Source organism: Enterococcus sp. AMC1252, assembly GCF_058216515.1.
In genome coordinates this window covers 2615811-2640435 of record NZ_CM177097.1, presented here as the reverse complement: position 1 = coordinate 2640435, position 24625 = coordinate 2615811, and the positions used below count along the sequence as shown (strand labels likewise).

Here is a 24625-nt window from a genome sequence, read left to right as displayed (position 1 = left end):
TTGGGGGTCACATCAGGTTGTCCCAGCCTCTTACCTTTTATGGTTCTGAAACTATAGACGCATATTTTAGCGGAAGAGTAAGTATAATTAAGAAATTTTTCTGATTCAAGTAATAAGAAAAGAAAGTTTTTCTGTAGTTTTTTAGCATCATGGGTACGGTAGCTACCCCATAGATTTTTAGATTTTTTTTATCTGTAACCAAGTAATCAGGCTGTTTGATTTCCGAGTATTGTTGTTTAGGAAGGTTACTTAGTTCAATAAAAAGAGAGTGCTGCGTTTTTTTCAAAGTTAAATAGATTGATTCCCCTGATTCAGTGGTTCGCTGAGTTATTATGAAATCAAGAAGAGCGGATAAACATCTAATAAAATCAATCAAGCGAACTGAAATATCCACATCATAGATTTTTTGAGGAATAGAAATTCTCAAATGAATCCCCTTTTCTTCACAATTCTCAATAAACCGTAAAAGCAATCCTTGAATTGGTGGGATCATCAATCGCTTTAATTGATCATAACTATCCTCGTCTAATAAATTTTTTGAATAATCTGTTACTGACAAAATAAATGCGGAAGCTTCGTCCATTCGATCCTCTTCAATATAGCCCATCAAACTAACTAAAATACTACGATAATCATGTCTAAATTCATCAGCCAAAGTAATTTTATCTAAATCATTATTGTACTGCTGAGACAAAACCAATTTTCGTAACTGTTCTTGATAATAACGACTATATAAATAAACAGTAAAATGAAATACACTATTCAATCCGAGTAAAATCACTGTTAAGTATAAAAATGAGCTATAAGAGATGTTATATACCGCAAACTGACGTAAAAAATATAAAAAAATTAAAAAAAAAGTAAGGAATAACACTGTCATTTTATAATTTTTTTGGACGTGCGCAATAGAATCGAAAAGCTGGAATTTTCGATCGAGCCATTTAACAAATAAAATGAGCACAAATAATAGGAGTTGTTGTGCAATCAATAAAAAAGGAACAAGCAGTTGGAGTAATTCAGGAGAAATCTTTCCGATCCTTGATAAGTAAACAGGTAAATCGTAGGTAAATAACCAAGATGTAATGATCAAAGAACTTTCCAAATACAAAAACAAGGCCATCAATAACCAACTGTTTAAATGTCGAACGATGAAAATTGGCTGAAAAACAATAAAAAGAAATAAAAATAGTCCGATAAAAGGTGTATTAAACAGAAAAATAAACAGAATATGAAAAATAAGAATCGACGAAAGGACAATGGTCTGACGAAGAGTAGTATATTTTTTATTTCCTAAAAACCAAATAATCTGGAGATAGTTCAATGTTAGCAAACTAGCAAAAAAAGGAAAAGTCATAGATGCCTCCTTTCATGGACAGCTTTCAATAATGTGAAATTAGCAATAAATTGGTTTTCTTTCTGTGTAATCGTATAATCACATTCTGGGTATTGATCTAAAATGGTCATAAAAATATGCAATCCTTTTCCTTGATGTCCTATTTTGGTAGAAAAATTATTTTGTAGCAATGTCTGAAACGAAACTTTTTTTTCTTCATTGTAGGTGTTACGAACCTCTACGGGAAGAAAGTCCTTTGTTCCTTCAATTGTGATGCTGATGAAGGAATGATTGGTCTGTTCAGTGGCTTCATATGCATTATTCAATAAAATTGATAAACATCGAATAAAATCTACAATATTCATTTTTACATTCGTTAAATTATCAGTTACGTTTAAACGGATATCAATATTAGCTGTTAGGCATTTCGTCAGAAAACTAGTTAATAATCCTCTAACAGCTGGATTGCTAATACTGGAAATCTTTTTGTATAAGTTAGGAGTCAGTAAAGGATCTGAATAGTCAATGATGCTATTAAGTAAGGAGATGGCTTTTTCCTTATCTTTTTGTTCTAAGTAGCTATTTAAACTAAGTAATAAGGTTTGATACTCTTGGCGAAACTCTTCAGAAAGAGTAACCTTATTTTTTTCTTGTTTATAGGCTTCTGAGAGTAATTCAATATATTTTTTTTCATTGTTGTACTTGATAGCAAGTAATAAATTAAACGTTATGATTATGGTAGAGCCAATCACAATGCCAGAACTGTATAAAACAGAAATAGGATCTCCTTGAAGAACACTAAATTGCTTGAGACCACTAAGTAAAAGTAAGAGTAGCAGCATTAGAATAGATAGCAGTTTATACTTTTTCGGCAGTAATGAAATTGAATTTGATAGTGAAAAACGTTTATTTAAGTAACTGACTAATATAATCAAGAAAAACAAGAGGAGTTGTTGTAAAAGAATAAACAAGTATAAGTATTTAGAATACGTTAAATCAGTAATTATCTGATTTATATGTAAAATATCCCATGTGTCTAAGGTCGGAATCCATGACAAAAGTATCAAAGAATTTTCAATACTGATCAATAATGATGGGATAAACCAGTTGTTTAATTTCCTCGCAACGAAAATGAATTGTAAGGCAAGAAATAATAACTGAGAAAAAGCAATATAGGATCCGGTGATAAACATTCCTGATATAAACTGAATAACAATAAATCCACTCAAAATAAAGGTTTCACGTAATGAAAGTAGTTTTTTATAAGTGATCAGCCAAATCATTTGTAAAAAATTTACCGCTATTATGGAAGTAACGAAAGACTTATCCATACTAAAGCCCCCCTATAATACTTTTTTCAATTTATCAATAATTTTGATGCCCACCAATAGCTCATCCCCATTAGAGAAGATAATCATCCCTTTGGCTCTATCAAGAACTGTAATTGAGGTTAAATTAATGATGTAAGACTGCAATGATGTAAATAAATAAGGCTGATGTTCCACCAGTTTTTTTATTTTACCGATTTGTCCGTTAATGATGATATCTTCATGAAATGTTTTAATTAAAATTTTTCCACGCAATCCTTTCATTGATTCTATGTATAGAATATCTTTACCATTAACGTAGATTTTTTTAGCACCTGTTTTTATCATAACGATGTTTGGATCTTCTCTCCAACTATTATTTAAATTGTCTTCAATTTTATCTAATAGTTCGTAGAGCGATTGACTTAATTTTATGGAAGAAACAGTATTTTTTATCAGGTAGCCTATCGGTAAAATATTGCTATTGATGATAGGAATCGCTTGATCTTCTAAACTTGTTAAAAAAATAATCGAACAGTTTCGATTATGCTTACGTACTTCTAAAGCTAAATCAATTCCTGTAAAAGTTGTTTTTAAATCAATATCAAAAATAAAAATATCTGTATCCGCAATAGAAAGCGATTGAAGCTCCTCCATAAAGAATAAATGGTTATCAATCGAAGAAACATTGAATTGAACAAAATTTGAATGATAATTTTTTAAAGAAAGAATAATTTTCTTCCTATACTCATAGTCATCTTCTACTACATAAACCGTTGATCTAAATGCCATTGACGACTCCTTTCCTGTACTCTGTAAAAAAAATAAAGTTTAAGTAAATTATTTTAGTATATTTTAGATTAATTTTACAAGAAAAGGAAGTAATTGTTAAATAAAAGTTATGAAAGTGCTCGAAAGGAACAAAAAAACGCTTTCAAAATGTTTTGTGAGATAAAAGTTAACTGTATTATTGAAAGTGTACTACAGCAATAACTCTGATACAAAAAATAACTAAGAACATTTTTTCGTAAAAGAGTGATGTACGAAGGATCAAATGATTCTCATGCAAAGAAAGAATGAAGGAGTGATTCTATGAGAAAGTCTCGATTACTTGTTTTGCTTACAGTGATTCTTTATTTTGCTTTTACTCCGTTTATCGGGAATGCAGAAGAAGCACACAGTGGGAATAAAGCAAGTAGTCAAGCCAGTATCAAATTTGTCCATGACAACACACCTAAAACACTAAGAGATTCACCTAAAGAACAAAGTGATATCTGGGGAGATTTAGGCTATGGACAAGGAAAAAGATTACCGAACACGGGTGAAATGATGAAAATTTTCGGGACAACTCTTGGTTTTTTATTCATCACGTTGTTCACCATTATTGTAACTTACTACTATATATCAGGGGGAAGAAAAATGAAATTATGGAAATCAATCCTTTTATCTGCAGTTGTGTTAGGAGCTGTTTCGACACCAAGTACTACATTTGCCAATGAGTCAGAAGGAGACGGAAAAGGAAATGCTAAGTCCGTAGGCTCAGTTACGTTAGAACCAGGGGATGAGAATGAAAAACCAGTGGAGCCAGAAAATCCTGGTGGAGAAGAAGGAGGAGAAACTGGGAATCCAGGGAATTTAGCCATTTCTTTTGTTTCACCGTTAGATTTTGGTACGGTGAAATTGACTGGACAAGATCAAGTTGTTTCAGCAACGAATGAAGCGCCTAATCTACAAGTGAGGGATTCTCGGGGGACTGCTAAGGGATGGACTGTTCAAGTCGCTATTTCAAACTTTATGAAAGTTAAAGAAGATGGCAAATTAGATGATAAAGCAATTATCAGAGGCGCTTCATTATATCTACCAAAAGGAACAGTCAAATCGGCTAATGGTGGCACAGGTACTAATGCGCCAATAGCTAGAGAACTAAGTGTTAATAACAAACCGCAAACAGTATTTGAAGCACCTGATAAAACAGGAGCAGGTAACTGGATGAATAGCTTTGGTAAAGAAGCTGTTAGTCTAACAATTCCGCAAGACGTATTGATTGGTGATTATAAAGCAGAACTAACATGGACAATGTCTGATACACCAGGTAAAAAATAAAAGGAGTGAACAGATAGAATGAAAAAGACAATTTTATTAAGCAGTACTTTACTATTAACGGCACTATTAACGGCTGGAGTAAAGGAAGCAAAAGCTGAAACAACAGAGCCTTTCAACACGAAGGCAACCTTTAATTTTGAAACAGAAGATCCAGAAAATACTGATCCTAACGATCCAGTTGATAAGGATAAACCGGTTGGTCCAGAAACTGGACAAAAAGGGTTGCTGACGATTGACGCTGTGTCAGATTTTAACTTCAAATCAGCAAAAATTACTGGTGGTGAGACAAAAACCACAGCAGAAGTTCCTGACGGGAAAACATTAGGAATTCAAGTGACCGATAAGCGAGGGACTGGTGCCGGATGGAATGTTCAAGCCAAAATAGATGAATTCAAAGATACAAAAGAAGAAACAAAAATCTTAAAAGGTGCAACGATTAAACTGCCAGCTGGAACTTTTCAAACAACGGTAAACGGGGATATAACTAATCCACCAAAAGCCGCCAATGCAGAAGGAACATTGATTGGAAAATCAGCAACACCCATCTTACGTGCAGAAAAAGACCAAGGAAAAGGATCATGGGTCAATGATTGGGCTGATCAAGTTGAATTAACGATTCCAGGTGGAAACTTACTTGGAAATTATCAAGCGACTGTGACATGGACATTAATCAATACACCAACTGGTAATAACTAAATTTAGTTAGGTGAAGGAGAGCAAGATGAAAAAAACAACTATACTAATGGGATTAACTTTAACTGCAACCTTATTGGTAACAGGACATGATACTTATGCAGAGACACCAACAGAAAAGACGACAACGGCGGAGATTGAAGTTTTAAAATCTGGTGGAATTGAGCCAGGTAAACCAGAAGAACCAGAAGAACCGATAGGACCTGGAATTGGAACGGGAGATTTTACAATCAATGCTGTTTCTGATTTTAAATTTGGGCAAATCAAAATGGGACAAACTGGGAAAGCACAAGTAGAAGCCGATAAAAAGTTAGGGATCGAAGTAATCGATGAACGAGGAACAGGTTCAGGCTGGAATGTTCAAGTTTCTATGACAAACTTTTCATCCACAATTAATGGAAATCAGGATACGATTGTTAAAGGCTGGGGCTTGTTTATTCCAAAGGGAGAGGTCTCAAGTAAACAAGGGGATATGCAAAATCCTCCAACATCAAGAAGCGTAGTGATTAACTCTGCAAGCGTAAATGAAACTATTTTGACAGCTGATAAGGATAAAGGGATGGGAAGATACACAAGTATTTTTATGGATGATAAGACAACTGATCTTGATAAATCCATTTGTTTAGTGATCCCATCTTATGCTAAAGTCGGTCAATACAAGGCTGAGTTAACATGGTCGCTGATCAATGGACCTGTAAAATAAATGATGGAAAAAGGGAGAGACATTATGAAAAAGAACATCACACTACTTGCTAGTTTAACTATGGCGATTTATGTTGGAAGTAATTTTAGTACAGAAGCGCATGCAGAAAAGTCAGATGCAAATTCAGTCGTGAACATTCAAATGCTAGTTGGGGACGAGAATGAAGAACGCCCTCCTGTGGGACCGACAGATCCAGGAGACGAGGGAAATGATGGAACAGGAAATAAAGGACTTTTAACAATCGACCGTGTACCTAACTTGAAATTTGGTGAAGTCAATATTAGCGGGTCAGACCAAGTAGAATCAGCCATCAATGAGACCCCTTATGTTCAAGTAACAGACGTTAGAGGTACTTCTGCGGGCTGGGCATTATATGTGAAGGCTGATGAATTTTCTAGTGATAAGCAAGAGAAGCTAAAAGGTGCAACGCTAGCATTGAAAAATAGTAGCGTTCGTTCATCAAGTTCGGGTAAAGCGATCACTCCACCAAAAGGAAGTGACCTTGTACTCTCACCAAAAGCACAAAAGATCATGACCGCTGCCAAAGGTTCAGGTGAAGGAACTTGGTTGCAAGCCTGGAATAAAAACGGTTCTGACGAAAAAAATACGAATGTTCAACTATCTATCCTAGCGGGTACTGCTAAAGCAAATACAGAATATAAAACAACTATCTACTGGGAGTTACAAGATACCCCTGGTAAATAATCACAAGTAATGAGAGCAAGACAAAACCAATTGCATACCAAGAAAATAGGAAATTGTTTTGATAAAATCCAATTCTTATTTTCTTGTGTCTAATGCAAGAAACACTAATAAGTCCATTTATTTCCCCATAGACGTAAAACATCTGTTTTAAAAAGTTGGGAGACTGAAAGGTTTAAGTTGTCCCAATCTCATTATTATAGGAGGAAATAAACGATGAAAAACGTCAAAAAAAATCTATATAATTTACTGTTCATTCTCTTATTTTTAATCTGTCCAATTCAATCACAAGCGGCAGATATGGAATACTCTGTTAGCGCAGATATTCCTGAAAATCAAGTGGATAAATCACAAACCTATTTTGATCTCAGAATGAAACCCGAACAAAAACAAGAGTTAACATTAAAAGTTTCTAACTCAGGAGACAAAGAAATTACGTTGAATATCATTCCGAATATTGCGACAACCAATCAAAATGGTGTGGTTGATTTTAGTGAAAAGGATAGAAAAATTGATTCAAGCTTATCCTATCCAATCACAAAATTGATTTCAGGAGAACAGAAGGTTAAATTAGCTCCAAAAGAGAAAAAAGCAGTGAAATTTACATTGCAAATGCCTAAAGAAGAGATAGCTGGAAAAATTGTTGGCGGCTTTTATGTATACAAAGACGAAGCCAATGATGAGCAGAAAAGTTCAGAAGGCGGCGTTCAAATTAGTAATAAATATGCGATGGTAGTAGGTATTCAACTAACGGAGAAGGACGATCCAGTAAAAGCAGAACTAAACTTAAATGCCATTCAACCAGATCTGATTAACTATAGAACAGCAGTCACCGCAAATATTCAAAATACTAAACCGACATTTGTTAATGATTTAAAAGTTGTGGCAAAAGTAAGCAAAAAAGACTCAGTAGAAATCATCCATCAAACAACTAAAGAAGAGATGGCAATGGCACCTAATTCCAATTTCGATTTTCCAATCAGCTGGGATAATCAAGAACTACTTCCAGGAAAATATACATTGGATTTAGTTGCAACCACAAAAGAGGACGAGTGGGCCTTTAAAAAAGAGTTTGAAATCACATCTAAAGAAGCTAAAAAACTTACGGATGAAGCGATTGAAATTGAGAAAGAACCAGATTATTGGGCGATAGGCGGTATTATCGCTGCAAGTATTTTAGTCGTTGTGGGGATCATTATTCTAGTAGTATTACTGTATAAGAAAAGAAAGAAAAAACTCGAATTAGAAAGAAAACGTCAAGCAAAAATGCGCAAACAGCAACGAAAAAAACGTACTGAAAAAGATAAACAAAAAGATAGATACAAACAATAACGAAAGAAAGGAGGAAAATAATGAGTAAAAAAAGGAAATTACTGCCTATTATTATTTTTTGTTTCTCCTTTGCAAGTCTCATTTTATTTGATGTTCAACAAGTTGTAGCGGATGATCCTTTGGATTATTATGCAGAGATAGATAATAAAGGACGTATAGATGGGTCTTATTTTTATCCAGATAAACCCATGATACGTCCGGAATATCAAGGAGCTACATGGGAAGATATATTAAATGACGTTACTGACGAATCTGGTACCCCACTATTTAAAGGATTTGGGGAATCGAATAAAAAAAATTACAAAGTTGGTGATGTGGTTTATTATAACAATGTTGGCATTTACAATAAACGGAAACTTTCGTTAAAGATCAACTACATTACAGGCGGTAATGGAGGGACAGCAGATTGGAAGTATATAGTTTATCTGAATGAGGATGGATCTTTGAGTCAGAAATCAGCAGGGATTAAGGAAGATGTGGAAGGGCTGATGTCTTATCAGCTTGTTTATACAGATGATAAGCAAGTTGTAAAAGATGTATATTTAGAGTTTCCTCAGGTTATTTATATTAAACAAGGGGGAGATCAATCGCCTTCGTTTAATACAATCAGCAAAAACGGTTTAAAAAAAGTTTATTTGAATTTAATAGGTGGAGGCTATACAGGAACCAAGTTAGATTTCTTTGTTGGAGAGAATAAAAAAGATGAAATGTTGAGAATGTCGTTATCAACACTTTATAATGAGAGAGTGCCTCAAAATTATGTTATTGTATCTGATAATAATGAAGCGATTAGGATTGGCGCATACAGTGCATTTAGTTATAGTCCGAAATTCAATATATTTTCAAGTTCGATTGAAGCACCAGGTACACCAAGCTATTCTCCGCCAGCAGTAAGAGGTCAGTCAGTTAAAAAAGGACTAGCACCAGAGTACAATATAACCCAAAGTTTAGGCTCTGCTTATGAAAAGTACTACCCAGAAAAATTATCGATTATTTTAGAAGATAAGGAAGCGATTTTTCCTACTGCTGAATTACCAAGTATTCAAGTTTTCAATCGTAATGGAGAATCAATTACAAGCAAAGTAAAGATTCAACGGCTGATGGCAAGAAGAATAGCCGTGGAGCTGTCAGATACATTATTGAAGGAACTTAAAAGTAACTCTGTTACGATTAAGGTGAAATATAATGACTTAAACCTTTTGAAAATTATGAAGTATTACGATTCATCCAGTGACACATTCAATATTCCACTGTCTGCATCTAACATCAGAAAAACTGGGACAGAAGGAGTATCGTCTGATACTGAAACGGGCAGCTCAAAACTGATACCCACTATTTCAGCAACTCCAGTTGAGCAAACTGTGTGGATCAATAGTTCAACAAATGATTTAGACCCGACGCAACTTCTGAAAAATATAGAAAGTTCACTTCCAAATGATAGAGTAAATATCGTTGGATTCACAGAAGAAAAAGTATTTAATACAGTAAAAAAAGACTCTGTTCAGATAAAACTTCAAAGTCAACAGTTGAGCCAAATAACTAAAGTAGTAGAAGTTCCGATAAATGTCATCGATGAAATAGTCACTACTGACTTTTTTGAAAATCAACCATGGATTATTAATAATATTAATAGTCAACTCAGTCCAAAAAAAATTGGAAAAGATGTCTATTTGTCTGATTTAGATAAAATCAAACAAATCAACACGGATACAACCAGACCATTTCCAGAGCAGCATATTCCAAAAAATATTAAATATTTTCAAAATTTGGAACTCTTGTATCTAAGAAATACCAAGATGATTGGAACTCTTCCAGAAGAATTAGGGCAATTAAGCAAAATGAAAGATCTAAGAATCTTTGATAATTCTTTGACGGGAGAAATTCCTAAACAGTTGGGAAATTTAAAAGATTTAGGCTATCTGATTTTAGATAGAAATGGTTTGACCGGGACTGTGCCAAAAGAACTAGCCGATTTACCAAACCTCCATACCTTATATTTAGAGAAAAATAAATTAGTTGGACAATTACCGGATTTTAGAGATAATTTCAAGATTTTAATAGTAAGTGAGAACCAAATTACACACAATTCAAGCACGGTACCAAGCTTTTTAAAAACGGCGATTAAAAATGATTACGCTCAAACTTTTATTGGTGGGATGAAGTTAATAGGGAAAGATAAACTAGCCGAAATTAGCCCAGATACTACTGCGATTAAACCTTTTGATCCAGTTGATTCAGGTTATTTTTCACTAATGACAAGTACGCAACAATTACATGCTGAGCATGAATTTACAATCATTGACGAAGAGACTGATGAGATTCTGTATGAAGGGAAAGCCGATGTAAAGGTTGAGATTCCCTATAAAAAAGGAATAATCTATAAAGTCATCATGGATCATGCGGATAAAAATCCAAAAAATCAGTGGCTTGTTAAAACAAAAATACCTGAACTGAAATTAGAGAGTGTACCTTCATCAATGGTATTTTCCATTCCATTGGGAAGAGAGTTGACAAAGCCAGTACAATTAACAGGAAATGTTTCTGTATTCGATAATAGAGACAAAGGCAATTGGCAGTTAAGTATGACACCAAGTGCTCTAAATTCAGATGCTAAAACGCTTAAGGGAACATATAGTTATATTGATTCTAAAGGTGAGCATTCCATCGTTACAGGACAAAAAGTAATCATTGAAAAAGGACAAAGTGACACTGAAAATGAAGTAATCCCAATTTCTAATAAATGGACAGATAAAAAAGGTCTGCAGTTTACCTTAAACGGATCAAATTACCTTGGGAAATATCAAGGAAGTGTGACCTGGACTTTAGAAGATGTCCCAAATTGAAGAACGATCTAAAAAAACATGCTTATAAAAGTATGCATATTTTTTATTTAAGCCATCACTACAATCAAGATTTAGCTGCTGAAAGATGTTTCAATTTGATAGGAACATCTTTCAGAATACATAGGTAGCAATGTCGGCTGAAAGATTAAACATAACTAGTTTAGAAATGTATTATTAATTAGGAAGAGCAAAACAAAGAAATGGAGGATTATCTATGTATACAATCGGTTTTTTTGCTTTAGAAACGACGAAAAAATCTGCCCATGTTGAGTTTTTGACAGAAAAAGGTTGGGACATTGTCTCTCTAACAGAAGATGAATTTTCTATAGATGATAATAAGTTTGACGCACTGGTGATTCAAGAAGAAGCTATGCCTGTTACTTGTCGTTGGTTAATGGAAATTACTCGTCAAGTGAGTGAGCTACCGATTTATTTATTATCTACGAATGGAGGAAAACATTCTAATATTGTTTATCTACAGCTTGGAGTAGATGCTTGCTTTCCAGTTGAGATAGACCAAGAAGAATTTTTTTATACAATAACAAATTTGTTGATGCGTTGTGATAAAACTAGGAAATTTGTGGATGAAGGAAATACTAATATGTACTCATTGAAATCAGCAGGCTTAGAACTGGTACCAAGTAATTTAAGTGTTGTGATCGATGGAGAAGAAGAAATCATTTTAACAAAAAAAGAGTTCCAAGCTATGGAACTTCTATACAATAATCCCTGTCGTGCAATACCTTACGAAGAGTTTAAAGAAAAGATGTGGAACCCAGAGCAAAATGAACCAGAAAAAAATTATCGCATTGCCAATGTTGTGTTTCATTTAAGAAATAAAATAGAACAAAACCCAATGAATCCAAGGTTCATTAAAACAGTCCGTTCAAAAGGATATATGTTGGATATGAAATAAAAAAGAATACTTGCATTTTAGGTTATTAGATGTTATTCTTATCACTCTTAAAAAGTAATCATTACGATTTAGAAGGGGTGAAAGAAAAAATGGCTAAAAAATCAAAAATCGCCAAATCAAAACAGCAACAAGCGTTGATTGAAAAATATGCTGAACAACGTATCAAGTTAAAAGCAAATAAAGAGTACGAAGCTTTAGCAAAATTACCAAAAGATTCCAATCCAAATCGCTTGAAAAATCGTGATTTGATTGATGGACGACCAAGAGCATATATGCGTAAATTTGGCATGTCACGAATTAATTTTAGAACTTTAGCACACCAAGGAAAGATTCCAGGTGTACACAAAGCAAGTTGGTAAAGAAACCAAAGAATAGATGCCAAGAGGTGATTTGATGGAGAAGCAAGATCTTTCAAGTGCACGCAGAAGGTTGAAGTGTACAAATCGAAAAACAAGAAAACGAGCATTAAAAATCATTCAGCAACATAAGCGGGAGCAAAGACATCGAATAATGGCTTCTGGTAATATTGGTTGAGTGGAGCATTTTTAAGCAACGGCAATAAAGTTCTTCCTTTTTTAGTATAGAAGGGAAGGGCTTTTTTTGTTTTTAATGGGGTTATTGGATTGTAAAGTTTTTTTTGATTTAAGCTGTTCCATTTTTATGGTGTGGCTAATTTGGAGTGAGTGAAACGGTCGCCAAGTACTGTTCAACATCTATTCTGTCTACTTTGTAGCCAATCATAGTGTTTCACAGCAATATCCAGGAATTTTCTACCCGTAAACTAGGAAGAAAACTCTTCTAAAATTTTGTATAGTATTACTGTAGAAGTGGAACCGTTTTATTTTTCCACAAAATAATATGAGTAGATTACTGGAGGTTTTTTGATGACGTTGAAAGTAGGAATTATCGGTTGTGGCGGAATTGCCAATGGAAAGCATCTACCAGCACTTGCACAGGTTAAGGAAGTGGAGCTTATTGCATTTTGTGACCTAATTAGCAAACGGGCAGAAGAAGCAAAAATGCATTATGGAACATTAACTGCTAAAACATTTACTAATTATCAAGAAATGCTTAAAGAAATGGACTTAGATGTTGTTCATGTTTGTACGCCAAACAGCACACATGCGGAATTATCAATTGCAGCAATGGAGTCAGATTGTCATGTGATGTGCGAAAAACCAATGGCAAAAACATCTGCTGAAGCGCGTAGTATGATAGATGCAGCAAAAAAAACAGGCAAAAAATTAACGATTGGTTATCAAAATCGTTTCCGAAAAGATTCAACGTATCTACATGAAATTTGTGATGAAGGCGAGTTAGGCGAAATTTACTTTGCGAAAGCGCATGCAATCCGTCGCCGTGCAGTCCCGACTTGGGGTGTTTTTCTTGATGAAGAAGCTCAAGGTGGCGGTCCGTTGATCGATATTGGTACACACGCGTTAGATCTGACATTATGGATGATGGACAATTATAAACCAAAATATGTAGTAGGAAAAGCTTACCATAAACTTGCTAAAACTGAAAATGCAGCTAATGCATGGGGAGCATGGAACCCTAAAAAATTTACCGTTGAAGATTCAGCTTTTGGTTTTATCATGATGGAAAATGGTGCAACGATCTTTTTGGAATCAAGCTGGGCATTGAATAGTTTAGATGTAAAAGAAGCAAAAACAACTCTTCATGGTACGAAGGGTGGGGCCGACATGAACAATGGTTTAACGATTAATGGAGAGGATCATAGCATGCTTTTCGAGAAAAAAATCGAATTAGAACCAGGTGGTGTTGATTTTTACGATGGGGCTGGCGACAAACCAGAGGTATTAGAGGCGCAGTCTTGGATCAATGCAATCATCAATAACACTGAACCTATTGTTAAACCAGAACAAGCTTTAGTTGTAACAGAAATCCTTGAAGCAATTTACAAAGCATCTGAAACGAATCAACCTGTATTTTTTAATTAAATCAAGATTATCTAGCTTCATGAGCCAGCATCTCAGAAAAAAGATAAAATTTGAATGTGACAAAAAACGTCACAGTCATATTTTCCTATTTTTCGTCAATGCTAAACGGCCCATTCGGCTTTTAAATTATCTAGCTTCATGAGCCAGCATCTCGGAAAAAAGATAAAACTTGAATGTGACAAAAAACGTCACAGTCATATTTTCCTATTTTTCGTCAATGCTAAACGGCCCATTCAGCTTTTAAATTATCTAGCTTCATGAGCCAGCATCTCGGAAAAAAGATAAAATCTGAACATGACAAAAAACGTCACAGTCATATTTTCCTATTCTTCGTCAATGTTAAACGGCCCATTCAGCTTTTAAATTATCTAGCTTCATGAGCCAGCATCTCGGAAAAAAGATAAAATCTGAACGTGACAAAAAAACGTCACAGTCATATTTTCCTATTCTTCGTCAATGCTAAACGGCCCATTCAGCTTTTAAATTATCTAGCTTCACGGGCTAGCATCTCGGAAAAAAAATAAATTATGAATGAGGCAAAAAGCGCCTCAGTCATGATTTCCTATTTTTCAGTCGAGACTAAACGAGCCCGATATGCTTTTAAATTAGGAGGGAAAGATGATGATCCAAGTCACGGTATGGAATGAATTCCGACATGAAAGAACTGATGATGCTGTAAAAAAAATTTATCCAGATGGGATTCATCAACAAATTGCTCGATTTTTAAAGGAAGATGATTTTTCAGTACGAACCGCTACTTTAGACGAACCAGAACATGGATTAACAGAAGAAGTATTAGCCAATACAGATGTCTTGATTTGGTGGGGGCATGTTGCACATCATGAAGTTTCTGATGAAGTTGTTCAACGTGTTCATCAGTGTGTTCTTGAAGGAATGGGGTTAGTCGTACTTCATTCAGGTCATATGTCAAAGATTTTTATGAAACTAATGGGCACTTCTTGTGATTTAAAATGGCGGGAAGCGCAAGAACATTGTCGGATTTGGACTGTAGCGCCGAGTCATCCAATCGTTGAAGGAATCGGTGAGTATATTGAACTAGAGCAAGAAGAAATGTATGGAGAACATTTTGATATTCCAACACCTGATGATCTGATTTTTATCAGTTGGTATCCTGGCGGAGAAGTTTTCCGAAGTGGTTGCACCTATCATCGTGGGAATGGGAAAATTTTTTATTTCCAACCAGGACATGAAACGTATCCATCTTATTATAATAAAGAGGTCCAAAAAGTCATCAAAAACGGTGTCCGTTGGTGTCAACCAATGCAAAATACTTATCCAAATTACGGTCACCATGAACCTTTAGAATCTAGTACAAACAAGAAAGGAACTGAACAATGAAATTAGGTGTATTTACCCCCTTATATAATAATTTAAGCTTTGAAGAAATGATCGATACAGTCTCAAAAGCAGGATTAGAAGCCGTTGAGATTGGAACAGGCGGTTCACCTGGTAATGCCCATTTGGATATCGATAAATTATTAGCGAGTTCGGAGGCTAGAAAAGAGTATTTAGCCAAACTTGCTGACAAAGGCCTAATGATCAGTGCATTAAGCTGTCACAATAATCCTATTTCTCCACTCAAAGAAACGGCCCAAGAAGCAGATGAATTAGTGCAAAAAACAATCAAACTCGCTTCTTTAATGAATGTGTCAGTCGTCAATGGTTTTTCTGGTGTATCGGGTGGTAATCCAACGGATACTCAAGTCAATTGGCCCGTTTTACCTTGGCCAACAGAATATGATGATAATTATAATTATCAATGGGAGAAAAAGTTGATTCCCTATTGGAAAAACATCAATACAATCGCAGAATCTGCTGGAGTGAAAATCGGTATCGAGCTACACGGAGGTTTCTTATGCCATACACCTTATACGATGTTAAAACTCCGTGAAGCAACAGGTAAAGCAATCGGTTGTAATTTAGATCCAAGTCACTTATGGTGGCAAGGCATTGATCCAGTTGCTGCAGTGAAAATTTTAGGTGAAGCTGATGCCATTCATCATTTTCATGCGAAAGATACGTATTTAGATCAAGATAATATCAACATGTATGGATTGACGGATATGCAGCCATACGGAAACGTTAAAACACGTGCGTGGACTTTCCGCTCAGTAGGATGCGGTCATGAGTTAAAAGTCTGGTCAGACATTATTAGTGCACTCAGAATTTATGGGTACGATTATGTTCTAAGCATCGAACATGAAGATCCGATCATGTCGACAGAAGAAGGTCTAACTCGTGCAATCACGAACTTAAAAAGCATTATGATCAAGGAACAACCTGCACAAATGTGGTGGGTATAAACTAATGAAACAACGTTTCTTCTAGTCGGTTTGTATTGTTCAACATCGATTCACGATATGCCTCGTGGTTCACAGCAAAGCGCAACGAAGCGTTTAGCTCTCAAGAAACCAAGTAGTAGGTACTGAGCAACCTCAGTTCATTGCATTTACTGTGTTTTACAGCAATTAGGAATCTGAATGTGGAACGTTTTTTGTTCCATGTGAAGATTGTCTATTTTCCTGGAGAGCTGCTTCGTGAAGCTAGATGTCAAAGAGCGGGTAGCGCTTGTTTCTGATCCACTCTTTCACTACCCAAAATCATGTAGACTTTTATAGAAAGGACTTAAAAAATGACAACAATCAATTTTGCCGTAATCGGTTATGGCGGCATGGGTTCTTACCATGTCCACAACATTATGCCTAATGAAAACGAGCGAATCCACGTCGTTGGCACATATGATATTTCAGGAGAACGTCAAAAAATTTCCAGCCAACACAATCATAAAATTTACAATACGCTAGAAGACGTACTCACCGATGAAATAATCGAAGCAGTACTGATCGCTACACCAAATGATTCTCACAAAGAACTAGCGATTCAAGCCTTAAAAGCTGGAAAACACGTAGTTTGTGAAAAACCAGTTGCGATGAATGTAGAAGAATTAGACGAAATAGTAAAAGTCGCCAAAGAAACAGACCGAACGTTTATGGTTCATCAAAACCGCCGCTGGGACCCAGATTTTCTAATCACGCGGGAACTATACAAAAATCAACAAATCGGTGAATTATTCCAAATCGAATCTCGGGTTCAAGGAGCTAACGGAATCCCTGGAGATTGGCGTCATGAATTAAAACATGGTGGCGGGATGCTCCTAGATTGGGGTGTCCACTTATTAGATCAACTATTATTTTTAGTCGATAGTCCCATCGAAAAAGTATCAGCCGATTTAAGTTATATTCTTGGGGATGAAGTCGATGATGGTTTTATCACGTATATCATTTTTGAAAATGGCGTCCGAGCAATCGTTGAAGTAGGCACAACGAATTATATTAAACTACCACGCTGGTATTTAAAAGGAACACAAGGTACAGCTGTGATCCATGATTGGGATTTAAAAGGGGAAATGGTAATCGAATCGGGAAAACAGAATATTCAAGCGCCAAAACCTATTCAAGCAGGTGTGGGACTGACCAAAACAATGGCACCACCATCTGAAGAGGCGACGAAAACAAAAGCTTTGCCGCTAGCATCAGCTGAATATGATACATTTTATAAAAATTTCTACAATGTTGTGAGAAAAAAGGCTGAACCAATAATCAAAAATGAAGAAGTTCGACAAGTAATGGTTCTGATCGAAGAAATTTTTAAAGCAGCTAAAAGATAAGGTTACTATGTTCAAAGTAAAGTTCTCCTAAGTGGGCGCTTTACTTTTTTTTCGTCTAAGCATAAAATATTAGAGGATGTGTTAGGAAAGAGAAAAGGGAGAATGTTGTGAAGAAAAAATTACAGATAGTCAATAAAAAACCAGTCAAGTATTCGCTGATCACCATAGGATTACTATTACTGGTTTTAATTAGCAACTTGTATTTACAATGGTGTCAAAATGAATTGTCACTAGATTTAATGTTTAAATTTGCTTTTTCATGGCATACAGAAAAATTTATGCTAGGAAGCCTAGTCTTGCTGATATTTTTACTATTTTTATGTAGTTTAGCAGGTTCACTGATCCTTGGTAGTATGCTTTATACAATCACGATTAGTATTTTAGGCTTTGCCGATTATCAAAAAATGTTTTACAGAACTGAACCAATTTATCCAGACGATTTAAAGATGATCACTGAGTTTGGTTTACTAAGAGAAATGATTGGAACGGTTCCGTTCCTCATCATTTTATTGGTTGCGGTGGCTGGCTTGCTCTTTTTCGGAAGAGCCATTTACAAAAGTCGCTTACTGTCAAAAAAAATGCAGATCATTCGACTTTCAGGCTTAATGATCACAATGGCATTATTGGTGTATATCATTGATTTTAACAACCCAAATAATCTATTAAGGAAAGCCTATAACGAAACTGCTCTGTGGATTCCCTATAGTCAAAAAATGAATTATTATAATACTGGATTTATGGGTGGTTTTTTATATAACTTAAAAGTGGATGCTATGGATAAACCAAAAAACTACTCAAAAAAGACCATTGAAGACATCACAACGAAGTATACAAAAACAGCTCAAGAGACAAAAAGTTCATCAGAAGAACAACCAAACATTATCTTTGTCATGAGTGAAAGTTTTTCAAATCCGCAAAATTTAAATGGCGTTACTGCCAATATAGATCCATTAAAAGAATATTACGATATTGCTAAAAAAACGTACAGTGGTCAAATGCTTTCTCAAAATTATGGTGGAGGGACGGCCAATATTGAATTTGAGGCTTTGACTAGTTTTTCTATGGAATTATTCAATCCTCAACTGACGACGCCTTATACAATGTTGATTCCGAAAATGGAAGAAATTCCGTCGATTGTTTCGCTTTTGAATCAAGAAAACTATCAGACAACCGCAATTCATCCATATAATACATCGATGTATAAGCGTAAAGACGTTTATCAAACGATGGGCTTTGATCAATTTATCAGTGAAGAAACCATGCAATATAAAGAAACACTTGAAGATAACCCCTATATATCCGATGAATCGGCTTATAAAGAGGTATTAGACTTGCTGAAAGAAGAGCAAAATCCGCAATTTGTTCATTTAGTGACGATGCAAACACATATGCCATATAGCGATAAATACAAAACTTCAGATTATTCTTCGCAAAGTTTAGGAAATAAGAAAGCCATTGATAGCTATATGCAAGATGTGGCTTATAGCAGTGAGGCATTGAAACACTTTACAAGCTCACTAAAAGAGCTAAAAAGACGAACTTTAGTCGTTTTTTGGGGTGATCATTTGCCTAGTATCTACTCAGATGAAATCAAAGCAGACAATGATGAAGTAACTATGCACCAAACTGAATTCTTAATGTACGATAATCAAGGTAAGCTCAATGAGAAAAATAACCATGATGCTATTACTAGTCCGTTTTTCTTTACTCCCTCATTGTTTGAACAAAGTGGAATGAAAATGACTGGTTTTTATCAATTACTATCTGAATTAGAAAAACAAGTTCCAGCTTTTGAGAAGAGCTTCTATTATAAAGATAAAAAATGGCATAAAACACTTGCTTTAAATAAAGCACAAGAAGAATTATATGATGACTATCGCTTGATTCAATATGATATTGTTTCTGGAGAAGGTTATAGCTTAAAAAAAGATTTTTTTAAATAAAAAAGGAGCATACGATGAGTTTTAAAAAGAAAGATAACCAGACCTATTACAATCCAATTCGGAGAGCGGTTTTAACACATCAAATGATCCAACCAGGTGATAAAGTAGCAATTGGAATGAGCGGTGGAAAAGACAGTACAAGCTTACTTTACTTTTTAGATATGATCAGTAAACAAAAACGTTTAGGTTTTGAGTTTGAAATTGTTCCAATCACTTTAGCAATGGGGTTTGATATGGACATCAGTCCTTTAGAAGAATTTGTGGAAGGATTAGGATATGAACTTGATGTTGTTCCGACCAATATTGCTCAGGTTGTATTTGATATTCGAGAAGAACGCTCGCCATGTTCCCTTTGTGCAAAGTTGCGTCGAGGAATTTTATATAAGCATGCAAGAGAAGCAGGTTGTAACAAAGTGGCCTTAGGTCATCATCTGGACGATGCGATCGAAACCTATTTTATGAACTTTTTATTTCATGGACAACTGGCTAGTTTTGAGCCAATCAGCTACTTATCAAAAACAGATATCACATTGATTCGTCCGTTACTTTATGTAGAAGAAAAACAGATCATCCAGTTTGTAAAAAGAGAAGAACTGCCAGTGATTTTCAATCCTTGTCCTGTTGATAAGAAAACCAAGCGGGAAGAGGTCAAGCAGCTTGTGAGTGGTTTAGCTCAAACATACCCTGATATCAGAGAAAAATTTATTATGGGGATGGAGCAAGGAATATCTGACAATTTTTGGACGAAATCAATGAAACCCGTTGGTCGTACGTAGTTAGCTCTCAAAAGAAAGGTACAGAATGAAAAAATTAATAGTGTTGCTTTTGTTGGGACTGGTAGGATGTTCGAAGACGAATTCACCTAAAACACATGTAAAGGAAAGGGCACAAGAAACGAAAACAAATTAATTTTGATGGAAAAAATTGCTGATGACGAACAACTCAGAAAATGTCCTTACTGTTTTCGAATCAGAAACAAAATTTTCAATAGAAAAAAATCAAAAATGGGTCCGAGCTGATAGAACGACTGGTCTCATTGCATGGTCTGGCGGTGTTTCAAGCAAGTCCGTTTATGAGTATGATTTAACAAATGAGCTTTCTGAAATTAAGTCGGATAAGGTCAAAGTAACGGTCTATTATACTTTTGGCTCTAGTACGGAAGGCAAACATCATAAAAAAGAAATTATTTATACGCATTAAATGTTATCTGAAATGATTCAGTAACGAAAAGGGAGGTACAAGTGTTTAGCTCTAAATTCGTTGATTCTTAATGGATAACTTAACTGGTCATATATCAGTTTTTCTTCGACCAATTGTGACTTTCTTCCTATTATAGGCATTGAAAATCAAAATAAAGCATTTGTTACCCTTGAGGACTACCAAAAATTCATTCTTAAGTCCTATGACAAATACTTAAAAAGAAGGCATAATAGGTACATAAGGAAAACACCCTCGGGTGAAAAATTTGCTAAGGAGGCAATTTCCATGAAAGAAAGAGAAAGAGTATTAGACTTAGTTAAAAAAGGTATCCTATCTTCAGAGGAAGCTTTAGTCTTATTAGAAAATATGGCGACAGAAAAAGATGAAAAACAAATCAAAAAAGCTGCCGACCAAGTAAATGCAACTGCTGACACCAAAGAAAATGATAAAGTCGTAGATTTAGTAAATAAGTTAGAAAATCAAAACGAAGAAGAAATCGTTGAACCTGAAGTTTCTGATGAAGAAGTCAAAGCAAAAGAAGCGCAAGACCACGAACGTTTAGAAAAAATTCTAGACAATCTAGCGACAGAAGCAAATCGAGCATCTGTTGAGCTGGATGAAATCAACGCTGAAATTGCAGGTGTTAAAGAAGAAATCAAAGAAGCACAAGAAAAATTGATGGAATTAAACACCAAAGAAGAATTAAGCGAGTTAACAAATGAAGATTTAGAGTTAAGAACGTCTCTAGAAGCTGAAATCAAATCTTTAGAAGATTCGCTAGATGAAAGAATCCAAGAAAAAATTACTTTAGAAGCTGAACTGAAAAATATTCGCAAAGAGCAATGGTCTGAAACAAAAGATCGTGTTACTTCAAAATTTGATATCCCTGATGATTGGAAAGATCAAGCAACTGATACAATCAATCAAGTTGGCGAAAAAATGAGTGAAGCGGGTTCTCAATTAGGTTCTTTCCTTAAGAAAACATTTAATGCATTCTCAGAAACAATGAATGACAATATGGAATGGAAAGACGTTAGTTTTAAAGTTCCTGGCGTTGCTACAACGAAATTTGATCATGAATTTAACTATCCAGCACCACTTGCAAGTTTGATTGATGTTAAAGTAGCAAACGGCAATATCGTGTTTAAAACATGGGATCAGCCAGATGTTAAAGTAGAAGGTAAAATCAAACTTTATGGTAAAATGGATGCTGAAACACCGCTTGAAGCGTTCTTGGAAAGAAGCCAAATCGATGTGGATGATGAAGTCATTTCATTCCAAATTCCAAATAAACGCGTTCGTGCAGATTTAATTTTCTACTTACCTGAGCGAACATTTGATCATGTATCAATTAAACTATTAAATGGCAATGTATTAGTTGAATCATTAAAAGCGAAAGATGTTTACACTAAATCTACCAATGGTTCGATCACATTTAATAAAATCGATGCAACAATGCTGGAAATCGAAGGCGTGAATGGTGATATCAAAGTCTTGGATGGTGAGATATTAGACAATATCATTGAAACAGTTAACGGCACCGTAACAATTGCTGCAACACCACAAACAATCGGTGTTTCATTAATCAATGGTGATGTTCGGATCACAGCGAAAGAAAAAACTTTACGCAAAGTAGAAGCAAGTTCTGTTAATGGTAATGTAAAAATCGCATTACCAACTGAACTAGGCGTCGAAGGTACAGTGAAAACGAGCTTAGGTAGTATCAATAGCCGTTTAAGTGACTATGAAGTGATTCGTGAGAAAAAAGAAAGAACGAACCAATTACTACAATTCAGACGATTAAATGATGATGATATGGCTCAAATCAACGCTTCTACAACAACAGGAAACATTTATTTAAAAGACACGGATAAATAGATGTGTAGAACTTGATTGCTTAAAAAGTGTCGAGGCTACATCGATAGCTAGGAACACAAATCATAACTATCGATGTAGCATAAATTAGAAATAAGGGATGATTACTCATCCATTCTATTATAAAAACTAAGTGATGAGAGGTGAAAAAAATGAGAAAACGATTGACAAAATCTCCCAATAATGTGGTATTAACAGGAACCTTAGCGGGAATTGCAGAATGGTTAGGTATCGATCCAACGATTGTACGTGTAATTTATGTGGTAGCTAGCTTTATCTTTATTGGCAGTCCTATTTTACTATACATTGTTTTAGCTGTATTGATTCCTTCTGGTAGAAATAGAAATGGCAACGATTATGGCCATCAAAATCCATATAACAGAAATACCCGTAATCCCAATCCATACGCTAACGAACAAAAACAAAGAAAACAAGCAGAAAAAGTGAATGATGATGACTGGAGTGACTTCTAATGACATACTTTCAACGTTTGATCGTTAATACGTTGACATTTATTTCACTCTCAGTAATTTTTCCCAATATGATTTACGTGAGAAGTATCTGGATGGCGATTATCGCAGCTTTTGTACTGTCCATATTAAATATGTTAGTAAAACCAGTGCTGACGATTTTATCCCTTCCATTTACCTTGCTTACATTTGGTTTGTTTAGCTTCATTGTGAATGCAGCGATTTTGAAGATGACGTCTTCTTTCGTTGGAGAGATGAATTTTGGATTTTCTAGCTTTGGAGCAGCGATTCTAATGGCAGTGATCATGTCTTTAGTTAATATGATTGTTAGTGAACGTAATCTGGATAAATACAAAGAATAAGGATAAAACCCAAACGATAAGTTGGGTTTTATCCTTTTCTTTATGCGAAAGGATCTAGAAGTTCAACTAGTTCACATTCTTTGTGCTGATTAATGTAGTTATACAAAATAGTGATAAAATCGACTTGTTCTTTTGAAAATTGCTGAATATTTTCAGGCGGATTTTTAGGAAGAATTTTTTTGGCTAATTCATCAGGAGTATACTTAGAAAAGGTTTGCTTGGTAAGTATTCGACTGGTAAGAACAAGACCTTGGTGGATTAGATAATATTTTATTTTGGCTCCAAGGGGAATAGATAGAAGTTGCCAGTTCATTTGGTTTGCTAGAATCAGTTTTTTATTCTGATTGAAAAATCGAGTGAGAAAGTGCCAATCTTCACGTAATTTTACTGCCTGTTCAAATGAATGGTTTTCGGAAGCCAATAGCATTCTCGCCTCTAAACGGTTTTGAGGTAGTTGATTATTGAAGGTGAATGCACCAAGTAACTCTTCAGCGATGATTTCTTGATCTAGTGAAGGTATGGGATTTTCAGAAAAAGATTGTCGCCAGTAATTATTTTGATTTAATCCATATAAGTTTTCCAGAATTAGTTTTAATTCCTGAAGCTTTCTATTGATTGAAAATGGTCCAAAGCAATGTTGAGTTGTCGGGATAGAACATATATTAACCGCTAGTTTTCCATTTTTGGTATTGATTTCAATATATTTATATTTCTCAAAAGAGTTCATTTGACGATTATAGATTGGTTTGTATTCTTGAATCAGTTGGCATTCTAACAAAAGTGCATCAAGTTCGGATTCTACTTCAATGACATCAAAATCAGTTAACTGCTGAATCAGTCTTCTCGTTTTACTAGAATGTTGTTTGTTTTTGATAAAGTAGCTACTGACCCGTTCGCGCAGTCTTTTAGCTTTACCTACGTAAAGAATAGTTCCGTGCTTATCTTTCATTAAATAAACGCCTGGATTTAAAGGCAGATTTCTCACTTGTTCTTTTAAATTGTTTTTCATAAGAAGCACATCCAATTAGCTTGTTTTTAGCTTAGTACAGGTTACAAACTAAGTATACAAATTAATAGGAGATAGTCAATTATTAGTCGAGGAACAATGAATGGATATCTATTACTGAGTAATTAAGAAAGGAAACCAAATATAGTTCCCTAAAATATGGACAATATTCTTAATAGCTAGAAACT

General features: G+C 34.9%; 23 protein-coding genes. 19 read left to right on the top strand and 4 right to left on the bottom strand.

The features are described 5' to 3' along the window. Positions 1–37: 37 nt before the first annotated feature. The 3 genes from AC4BB5_RS12465 to AC4BB5_RS12455 are packed head-to-tail and all read right to left on the bottom strand — an operon-like array spanning position 38 to position 3432. The gene (locus AC4BB5_RS12465) at positions 38–1354 is read right to left on the bottom strand and encodes a hypothetical protein (RefSeq protein WP_490456440.1); all 1317 of its coding nucleotides are present in this window, start codon (positions 1352–1354) and stop codon (positions 38–40) included. Continuing rightward, the gene (locus AC4BB5_RS12460) at positions 1351–2664 is read right to left on the bottom strand and encodes a GHKL domain-containing protein (RefSeq protein ID WP_490456439.1); all 1314 of its coding nucleotides are present in this window, start codon (positions 2662–2664) and stop codon (positions 1351–1353) included. The genes AC4BB5_RS12465 and AC4BB5_RS12460 overlap by 4 nt, the downstream gene beginning before the upstream one ends. A 12-nt stretch (positions 2665–2676) precedes the next feature. Continuing rightward, a complete protein-coding gene (locus AC4BB5_RS12455) occupies positions 2677–3432 on the bottom strand; it encodes a LytR/AlgR family response regulator transcription factor (protein ID WP_490456438.1) in 756 nt (251 codons plus the stop codon). Between the two features lie 300 nt (positions 3433–3732). On the opposite strand from AC4BB5_RS12455, the gene AC4BB5_RS12450 reads away from it, so the two are divergent. The 19 genes from AC4BB5_RS12450 (at position 3733) to AC4BB5_RS12360 (ending at position 23431) form a co-directional block, all read left to right on the top strand. Then, positions 3733–4743, top strand: a complete 1011-nt coding sequence (locus AC4BB5_RS12450) for a WxL domain-containing protein (RefSeq protein WP_490456437.1) — start codon at positions 3733–3735, stop codon at positions 4741–4743. A gap of 18 nt (positions 4744–4761) precedes the next feature. Continuing rightward, complete coding sequence (locus AC4BB5_RS12445) at positions 4762–5439, top strand: WxL domain-containing protein (protein ID WP_490456436.1); 678 nt, start codon at positions 4762–4764, stop codon at positions 5437–5439. 25 nt (positions 5440–5464) lie between these two features. Then, on the top strand, positions 5465–6139 hold the full coding sequence (locus AC4BB5_RS12440; protein ID WP_490456435.1) for a WxL domain-containing protein: 675 nt from the start codon (positions 5465–5467) through the stop codon (positions 6137–6139). Positions 6140–6163: 24 nt separating this feature from the next. Further along, the gene (locus AC4BB5_RS12435) at positions 6164–6844 is read left to right on the top strand and encodes a WxL domain-containing protein (protein ID WP_490456434.1); all 681 of its coding nucleotides are present in this window, start codon (positions 6164–6166) and stop codon (positions 6842–6844) included. A 213-nt stretch (positions 6845–7057) separates the two neighbouring features. Next, positions 7058–8173, top strand: a complete 1116-nt coding sequence (locus AC4BB5_RS12430; protein ID WP_490456433.1) for a WxLIP family cell surface protein — start codon at positions 7058–7060, stop codon at positions 8171–8173. A 20-nt stretch (positions 8174–8193) separates the two neighbouring features. After that, positions 8194–11016, top strand: a complete 2823-nt coding sequence (locus AC4BB5_RS12425) for a leucine-rich repeat domain-containing protein (protein WP_490456432.1) — start codon at positions 8194–8196, stop codon at positions 11014–11016. Between the two features lie 214 nt (positions 11017–11230). Continuing rightward, complete coding sequence (locus tag AC4BB5_RS12420) at positions 11231–11932, top strand: winged helix-turn-helix domain-containing protein (protein ID WP_490456431.1); 702 nt, start codon at positions 11231–11233, stop codon at positions 11930–11932. An 89-nt stretch (positions 11933–12021) separates the two neighbouring features. Beyond that, entirely contained in the window at positions 12022–12291 is a 270-nt protein-coding gene (gene rpsN / locus AC4BB5_RS12415; protein WP_490456430.1) for a 30S ribosomal protein S14, read from the top strand. 34 nt (positions 12292–12325) lie between these two features. After that, positions 12326–12466 (top strand): putative metal homeostasis protein, encoded by a 141-nt coding sequence (locus AC4BB5_RS12410; protein ID WP_490456429.1) that lies wholly within the window; start codon positions 12326–12328, stop codon positions 12464–12466. A gap of 350 nt (positions 12467–12816) precedes the next feature. Then, positions 12817–13893, top strand: coding sequence for a Gfo/Idh/MocA family protein (locus AC4BB5_RS12405; protein ID WP_490456428.1), 1077 nt, complete (start codon positions 12817–12819; stop codon positions 13891–13893). Between the two features lie 621 nt (positions 13894–14514). Continuing rightward, complete coding sequence (locus AC4BB5_RS12400) at positions 14515–15252, top strand: ThuA domain-containing protein (protein ID WP_490459068.1); 738 nt, start codon at positions 14515–14517, stop codon at positions 15250–15252. After that, the gene (locus tag AC4BB5_RS12395; RefSeq protein WP_490456427.1) at positions 15249–16217 is read left to right on the top strand and encodes a sugar phosphate isomerase/epimerase family protein; all 969 of its coding nucleotides are present in this window, start codon (positions 15249–15251) and stop codon (positions 16215–16217) included. Before AC4BB5_RS12400 ends, AC4BB5_RS12395 begins: the two co-directional genes overlap by 4 nt. A gap of 329 nt (positions 16218–16546) precedes the next feature. Continuing rightward, positions 16547–17581 carry a Gfo/Idh/MocA family protein gene (locus tag AC4BB5_RS12390; RefSeq protein ID WP_490456426.1) on the top strand — a complete coding sequence of 345 codons (1035 nt, stop codon included), beginning with the start codon at positions 16547–16549 and terminating at the stop codon, positions 17579–17581. A 107-nt stretch (positions 17582–17688) separates the two neighbouring features. Further along, complete coding sequence (locus AC4BB5_RS12385; RefSeq protein ID WP_490456425.1) at positions 17689–19524, top strand: LTA synthase family protein; 1836 nt, start codon at positions 17689–17691, stop codon at positions 19522–19524. A 14-nt stretch (positions 19525–19538) separates the two neighbouring features. Then, entirely contained in the window at positions 19539–20300 is a 762-nt protein-coding gene (locus AC4BB5_RS12380; RefSeq protein ID WP_490456424.1) for a tRNA 2-thiocytidine biosynthesis TtcA family protein, read from the top strand. A gap of 154 nt (positions 20301–20454) precedes the next feature. Then, positions 20455–20724 (top strand): hypothetical protein, encoded by a 270-nt coding sequence (locus AC4BB5_RS12375; RefSeq protein ID WP_490456423.1) that lies wholly within the window; start codon positions 20455–20457, stop codon positions 20722–20724. Positions 20725–21009: 285 nt separating this feature from the next. Further along, positions 21010–22602: a daptomycin-sensing surface protein LiaX gene (gene liaX / locus AC4BB5_RS12370; protein ID WP_490456422.1), complete on the top strand. Its 1593-nt coding sequence runs from the start codon at positions 21010–21012 to the stop codon at positions 22600–22602. 149 nt (positions 22603–22751) lie between these two features. Then, the gene (locus AC4BB5_RS12365) at positions 22752–23072 is read left to right on the top strand and encodes a PspC domain-containing protein (protein ID WP_490456421.1); all 321 of its coding nucleotides are present in this window, start codon (positions 22752–22754) and stop codon (positions 23070–23072) included. Further along, positions 23072–23431 carry a phage holin family protein gene (locus AC4BB5_RS12360; RefSeq protein ID WP_490456420.1) on the top strand — a complete coding sequence of 120 codons (360 nt, stop codon included), beginning with the start codon at positions 23072–23074 and terminating at the stop codon, positions 23429–23431. Before AC4BB5_RS12365 ends, AC4BB5_RS12360 begins: the two co-directional genes overlap by 1 nt. A 40-nt stretch (positions 23432–23471) precedes the next feature. Here AC4BB5_RS12360 and AC4BB5_RS12355 read toward each other — a convergent pair whose 3' ends face one another. Next, positions 23472–24440 carry a GIY-YIG nuclease family protein gene (locus tag AC4BB5_RS12355; protein WP_490456419.1) on the bottom strand — a complete coding sequence of 323 codons (969 nt, stop codon included), beginning with the start codon at positions 24438–24440 and terminating at the stop codon, positions 23472–23474. Positions 24441–24625 lie beyond the last annotated feature (185 nt).